The sequence below is a fragment of the Rouxiella chamberiensis genome, from assembly GCF_026967475.1.
Taxonomy (GTDB): Bacteria; Pseudomonadota; Gammaproteobacteria; order Enterobacterales; family Enterobacteriaceae; genus Rouxiella; species Rouxiella chamberiensis.
In genome coordinates this window covers 4632592-4639296 of sequence record NZ_CP114058.1, presented here as the reverse complement: position 1 = coordinate 4639296, position 6705 = coordinate 4632592, and the positions used below count along the sequence as shown (strand labels likewise).

Genomic DNA, 6705 nt, shown 5'->3' with positions numbered 1-6705 from the left:
GCCTGGCGGGAATGGCAAGCGAATAAATACAGTTTTATTTCGTTTGCCTATTTTTCACCCGCAACGGCTTATTTTAAGCCGTTTTTAATCGCTGAAGGCAGTTGTGCCAGGCTATCGAGCACGATATCGGCTAACTTTTCGCCTTCTTCAGTCACGGGCTTGCCGCTTCTAACCAGAATCTTCTTGCCGACGCCTGCATTTATTGCCGCCTGCATGTCTTCGAGCTTGTCACCGACCATATAGGAAGAAGCCATATCAATATTCAGCTCTTCTTTGGCCGTCATGAACATGCCCGGCTGCGGCTTACGGCAATCGCATGATTGCTTGTACTCTTCTACTATTGCATCGGGGTGGTGCGGACAGAAATAGATGCCGTCCAAATCGACGCCGCGATCGGCCAGCGACCAGTCCATCCATTCCGTTAAACGGAAAAATTGATCTTCGGTGAATTTACCGCGTGCGATGCCGGACTGGTTGGTGACCAGTACCAGCGCATAGCCCATGGCTTTCGGTTCAAGGCAGGCTTCTATTGTGCCTTCGATAAACTCGAAGTCATCGATTTCATGGACGTAGCCGTGATCGACATTCAATGTACCGTCGCGGTCTAGAAAGATTGCTGGAATAGTTTGTGCCACGAAATGGCTCCTTATGGCTGGATAATGCTGTCAGTATCGCATGTTTTAAGAGGCTGTGAGAATTCTATCTGGTTGACTTGGACGTCTAGACGCCTTAGCATCCTCGGCAAGTTGCGGGATTAGTTCCCAAGGGTTACTTTTTATACGTCACGGCTGTAAAGACAACATAAGAAAAATATGATTAAACTTTCTAACATCACCAAAGTGTTCAAGCAGGGCCAGCGCAACATCACGGCGCTCTCCGACGTGAGTCTTCACGTGCCTGCCGGACAGATATATGGCGTGATCGGTTCTTCCGGCGCCGGGAAAAGTACGCTGATTCGCTGCGTAAACCTGCTTGAGCGCCCAACGCAAGGCAAGGTCGAAGTCGATGGACAAGACCTGATGGCCTTTTCGGAAAAAGAGCTGACACGCGCCCGTCGTCAAATCGGCATGATCTTCCAGCACTTCAACCTGCTGTCTTCACGTACCGTCTTCGGCAACGTGGCGCTGCCGCTGGAGCTGGACAACCTGTCTTCCAAGGAAATCAATCAGCGCGTTACCGAGCTGCTGAAACTGGTGGGGCTGGAAGAGAAGCAGGACGCCTATCCGGCCAATCTGTCCGGCGGACAAAAACAGCGTGTGGCGATTGCCCGTGCGCTGGCCAGCAATCCTAAAGTGCTGCTGTGCGACGAAGCCACCAGCGCGCTTGACCCGGCGACCACCCGCTCCATCCTCGAGCTGCTGAAAGACATCAACCGTCGTCTCGGTTTGACCATTTTGTTGATAACCCACGAGATGGACGTCGTTAAACGCATCTGCGACCAGGTTGCCGTTATCAGCAACGGTCAGCTTATCGAGCAGGATAAAGTCAGCGAGATGTTCTCGCATCCGAAAACGCCGCTGGCGCAACAGTTTATACAGTCGACGCTGCATCTCGATATTCCGGATGACTACGCGCAGCGCATGAAGCCCGAACAATTTGCGGGAAGCGTGCCTTTATTGCGTCTGGAATTTACCGGTCAATCGGTCGATGCTCCCCTGCTCTCGCAGGCGGTTCGCCAGTTCAATATCAACAATAACATTATCAGCGCGCAGATGGATTACGCCGGTGGCGTCAAGTTCGGCATCATGCTGACCGAAATGCACGGCAGCGTTGAAGACACACAGGCAGCGATTCATTTCCTGCACGAAAATCAGGTTAAGGTAGAGGTACTCGGTTATGTCTGAGGCAATGATGTGGTTACTGGGCCGAGGCATTTGGGAAACCGTCGTGATGACACTGACATCGGGCTTCTTCGGTTTTGTGCTGGGCCTGCCGTTTGGCGTGCTGCTTTACGTGACCCGTCCGGGTCAGATTGCCGAGAACAAGAAGCTGTATCGGACGCTGTCTGCGCTGGTTAACATCTTCCGTTCCATTCCCTTTATTATCCTGCTGGTATGGATGATTCCGTTTACCCGCATTATCGTCGGCACCTCGATTGGCCTGCAGGCGGCCATTGTGCCGTTGACCATCGGTGCCGCGCCGTTTATCGCCCGTATGGTCGAGAACGCGATGCTCGAGATCCCGAGCGGTCTGGTGGAGGCGGCCCGTGCAATGGGCGCATCGCCGATGCAGATAATCCGCAAGGTGCTGCTGCCGGAAGCCCTGCCCGGGCTGGTCAATGCAGCAACCATTACCCTTATCACGCTGGTTGGCTATTCGGCGATGGGCGGTGCTGTAGGGGCAGGCGGTTTAGGCCAGATTGGCTATCAGTATGGTTATATTGGCTACGACGCCACAGTAATGAACACCGTATTGGTATTGTTGGTGGTATTGGTGTATCTGATTCAACTCTGTGGCGATCGCATTGTCAAAGCGGTGACCCACAAGTAACGCGTTTATCTTTATTGGTGCAAAAACGGCGGCAGGGCTTTACGCCGCCCATAATTAATCTCGACATAAAATGTAGAGGATAGGACATGTCCATCAAATTCAAATCTCTTGCTGTAGCGGGTGTACTTCTGGGAACGCTGGCGGTTGCAGGCTGCGGACCGAAGAAAGAAGATCCCAACCATATCAAGGTTGGCGTCATCGTGGGTGCCGAGCAGCAGGTTGCCGAAACGGCGGCGAAAGTTGCGAAGGAGAAATACGGCCTCGACGTGGAGCTGGTAACCTTCAACGACTACGTGCTGCCAAACGAAGCGCTGAGCAAAGGCGATATCGACGTCAACGCCTTCCAGCACAAACCGTATCTGGATCAGCAAATCAAGGACCGTGGCTACAAGCTGGTTTCCGTAGGAAATACCTTCGTTTACCCGATTGCCGGCTACTCCAAGAAAATCAAATCCATCAACGAGCTGAAAGACGGCGACCAGATTGCGCTGCCAAACGATCCGACCAACCTCGGCCGTTCACTGCTGCTGCTGCAAAAACAGGGTCTGATCAAGCTGAAAGACGGCGTGGGTCTACTGCCAACCGTACTGGACGTGACCGAGAATCCAAAAAACCTGAAGCTGGTCGAGCTTGAAGCACCTCAGCTGCCACGTTCACTGGATGACAACAAAATCGCTCTGGCGGTTATCAACACCACCTACGCCAGCCAGATAGGCCTGACGCCGGCGAAAGACGGTATCTTCGTCGAAGACAAGGATTCACCTTATGTGAACATGATTGTTTCCCGCGAAGACAACAAAGATGCGGAAAACGTGCAGAAGTTTGTCAAGGCCTATCAGTCCGACGAAGTCGACCAGGCGGCCAACAAAGTCTTCAACGGTGGCGCAGTCAAAGGCTGGTAATCCTCTGTTACCCAAATAAGTTGGTTATTTCGCAAGGCGGGCTAATGCCCGCCTTGTTATTTGTGTCATACCTTGCTTCAATAACGCCTCTTTCTTTCACTATAATTATACCCCCAGCATTTAAAATGCGGACAGGTAGCAGCCGTACGACGCCCTCAACGATTAAAGAAGTCATTTAGGGGAAATAAGGATGCCCAACCCTCCTCGTTTTGATGAATAAAAGGGTATGGAGCAGAGGACATATCATGCGTGCTTTACCTCTCTGTTTGTTAGCCCTTTTGCTAACGGGATGTACCGCGACTCAAAAAACGCAGCCCATCTTTAACGAGCGCCCAGTCACCGAACAGCCTAAAATCGTCAAGCCCAAGCCAGCTCCCGCTCGCCCTGCGCCCGTAAAACTCTATAAAGACGCCACCGCGCTGGTCGGCACGCCGTTCCGCGATTTGGGCGAAGTCTCCGGCGAGTCCTGTCAGACAGGACAAGATCCCGCGCCAAGCCTGGCTTCTGCCCGCAAGAAAATGCTGGCACACGCGGCGTCCATGAAAGCCAATGCCGTCTTGCTTCACCAGTGCCAAACCGTCACCAATGCCACCAGTTGCAAGCAGCAGGCGGTATGTCAGGGTTCTGCGCTAAACGTCAGCTTTAAATGACCGCATTCACGTTTAACGAGATAGGGCGAATTCACTCGCCCTATAAAGAAAAGTTCGCCGTGCCGCGTCAGCCAGGACTGGTTGAAGACGGCGGCGGCGAGTTGCATCTGCTGCCGCCCTATAATCAGGCGGAAGCGGTGCGCGGTCTCGAAGCGTTTAGCCACTTATGGGTGATGTTCATCTTTCACCAGACGATGGAAGGCGGCTGGCGTCCGACCGTGCGTCCGCCACGGCTTGGCGGCAATGCACGCGTGGGCGTGTTCGCGACCCGTTCGACTTTCCGTCCCAATCCGCTTGGCATGTCGCTGGTCGAACTGAAAGGCATTCGCTGTCAGGGTCAGGACGTGGTGCTGGAGCTTGGGAGTCTGGACTTGGTCGACGGCACGCCGGTGGTAGATATCAAGCCCTATCTGCCCTTTGCCGAAAGCCAGCCGCAGGCCCTTGCCGGATTTGCGCAGAGTGCGCCCGATGCCTCCATGCCCGTGACCTTCTCCGAGCATGCCGAAAGCCAGCTGGCGGCAAATCTTGCACGTTACCCGCATCTGCGCCGCTTCATTACCCAGGTATTGGCTCAGGATCCCCGCCCCGCCTACCGTAAAGGTGAAGACATAGCGCGAGACTATGCGGTAAGCCTGCTGGAATTCAACGTCAAATGGCGCGTCATCGCCGACCAGAATCAGGTAATCTCGCTCGACCCCCGCTAAAATTCCGGCGGTTCTCTTTTGACTCGCGTCGGTCACTGGTAAACTAGCGGACCGCAGGCTATTTCGGGGTAAATCATGGCCGCGGATAACGGGCGATTATTCGAATATTTCACGTCCCGGCAGGCCTTTCGGTCTGCGGACGCTTTGCAGTGCTAACGGAACCAACACATCATGCGTACAACACAATATCTGCTCTCCACTCTGAAGGAGACGCCAGCCGACGCCGAAGTGATCAGCCACCAGCTGATGCTGCGCGCCGGAATGATCCGCAAACTGGCTTCAGGACTATATACCTGGATGCCAACCGGTCTGCGTGTTCTGAAGAAAGTCGAAAACATCGTGCGCGAAGAGATGAACAACGCGTGTGCTATCGAAGTCTCCATGCCTGTCGTGCAGCCCGCCGACCTGTGGCAGGAGAGCGGACGCTGGGAGCAGTACGGTCCCGAGCTGCTGCGTCTTGTCGACCGCGGCGACCGTGCCTTTGTTCTCGGCCCTACGCATGAAGAAGTGATTACCGATCTGATGCGCAACGAGCTAAGCTCCTACAAGCAGCTGCCGCTGAACTTCTTCCAGATCCAGACCAAGTTCCGTGACGAAGTCCGTCCGCGCTTTGGCGTGATGCGTTCGCGTGAATTCCTGATGAAAGACGCCTACTCGTTCCACGTCTCCCAGGAATCGCTGCAAGAAACCTATGACGCGATGTACGCGGCCTACAGCAAAATCTTTACCCGCATGGGGCTGAACTTCCGTGCGGTCGAAGCGGATACCGGTTCTATCGGCGGCAATGCTTCGCACGAATTCCAGGTGCTGGCCGAGAGCGGCGAAGACGACGTTATCTTCTCTACCGAGTCCGACTATGCGGCCAATATCGAAAAAGCCGAAGCGGTTGCGCCGGCAACGCCACGCGGCGAAGCAACAGAAGCGCTGCGCGTTATCGACACGCCAAACGCCAAAACCATCGCCGAGCTGGTCGAACAGTTCCAGCTGCCGATTGAAAAAACGGTAAAAACGCTGATGGTTCACGCGGTAAAAGGCAGCGAGCATAAACTCGTTGCCCTGCTGGTACGTGGCGATCACGAGCTGAATGAAATCAAGGCCGAGAAACTGCCTTTGGTGGCTTCGCCGCTGGAATTCGCAACCGAAGCGGAAATTCGCGAGCTGGTGAATGCAGGTCCGGGATCACTGGGTCCACTCAATCTGCCAATGCCGGTCGTGATTGACCGCACCGTGGCCGTCATGAGCGATTTCAGCGCCGGTGCCAACATCGACGGTAAGCATTACTTCGGCATCAACTGGGAGCGCGACCTGCCGCTGCCGGAAGTCGCCGACCTGCGTAACGTGGTAGAAGGCGATGCCAGTCCGGACGGCAAAGGGACGCTGCTTATCAAGCGCGGTATCGAAGTAGGCCATATCTTCCAGCTTGGCACCAAATACTCCGAAGCCATGAAGGCCACCGTGCAAGGCGAAGACGGCAAGAATCAGGTGCTGACCATGGGCTGTTACGGTATCGGCGTCACCCGCGTTGTTGCGGCCGCCATCGAGCAGAACCACGACGGCCGCGGCATCATCTGGCCAGACGCGATTGCGCCTTTCCAGGTGGCTATCCTGCCCATGAACATGAGCAAGTCATTCCGCGTGAAAGACGCTGCCGAAGAGCTTTACAACACGCTGCGTGCCAAGGGCATCGACGTTATCCTGGACGATCGCAAAGAGCGTCCGGGCGTGATGTTTGCCGACATGGAACTGATTGGTGTGCCGCACCAAATCGTGATTGGCGAGCGTAACCTCGACGCAGAAGAGCTCGAATACAAAGAACCGCCGCAGCGGCGAGAAGCAGATGCTGAAAATCAGCGACACCGTTGATTTCCTGCTGAGCCAGATCCCGCGCTAAGCGAGTCACGTAAAAGTAAAACGCCCGCCGGGGTTCTGACATCCCGGCGGGCGTTTTTTTTATAGACG

Annotated in this window: 6 protein-coding genes and 1 pseudogene; 6 read left to right on the top strand and 1 reads right to left on the bottom strand. The window is 54.8% G+C overall.

Annotated elements, in window-relative coordinates; genetic code table 11:
• Window positions 1-68 precede the first annotated feature (68 nt).
• Window positions 69-635 (bottom strand): D-glycero-beta-D-manno-heptose 1,7-bisphosphate 7-phosphatase, encoded by a 567-nt coding sequence (gene gmhB / locus O1V66_RS21690; RefSeq protein ID WP_269128014.1) that lies wholly within the window; start codon window positions 633-635, stop codon window positions 69-71.
• Window positions 636-812: 177 nt separating this feature from the next.
• Between gmhB and metN the strand changes: the two genes are divergently transcribed.
• From metN to proS, 6 genes and pseudogenes are all read left to right on the top strand, one after another.
• Window positions 813-1844: a methionine ABC transporter ATP-binding protein MetN gene (metN, locus tag O1V66_RS21685; protein ID WP_045049431.1), complete on the top strand. Its 1032-nt coding sequence runs from the start codon at window positions 813-815 to the stop codon at window positions 1842-1844.
• Entirely contained in the window at window positions 1837-2490 is a 654-nt protein-coding gene (locus tag O1V66_RS21680) for a methionine ABC transporter permease MetI (protein ID WP_045049432.1), read from the top strand. Before metN ends, O1V66_RS21680 begins: the two co-directional genes overlap by 8 nt.
• 86 nt (window positions 2491-2576) lie before the next feature.
• Complete coding sequence (locus tag O1V66_RS21675) at window positions 2577-3392, top strand: MetQ/NlpA family lipoprotein (RefSeq protein WP_045049433.1); 816 nt, start codon at window positions 2577-2579, stop codon at window positions 3390-3392.
• Window positions 3393-3637: 245 nt separating this feature from the next.
• On the top strand, window positions 3638-4042 hold the full coding sequence (rcsF, locus tag O1V66_RS21670) for an Rcs stress response system protein RcsF (protein WP_045049434.1): 405 nt from the start codon (window positions 3638-3640) through the stop codon (window positions 4040-4042).
• Window positions 4039-4746, top strand: a complete 708-nt coding sequence (tsaA, locus tag O1V66_RS21665; protein ID WP_045049435.1) for a tRNA (N6-threonylcarbamoyladenosine(37)-N6)-methyltransferase TrmO — start codon at window positions 4039-4041, stop codon at window positions 4744-4746. The genes rcsF and tsaA overlap by 4 nt, the downstream gene beginning before the upstream one ends.
• Before the next feature lie 171 nt (window positions 4747-4917).
• A pseudogene (gene proS / locus O1V66_RS21660) lies at window positions 4918-6637 on the top strand (proline--tRNA ligase).
• The last annotated feature ends 68 nt before the right edge of the window (window positions 6638-6705 follow it).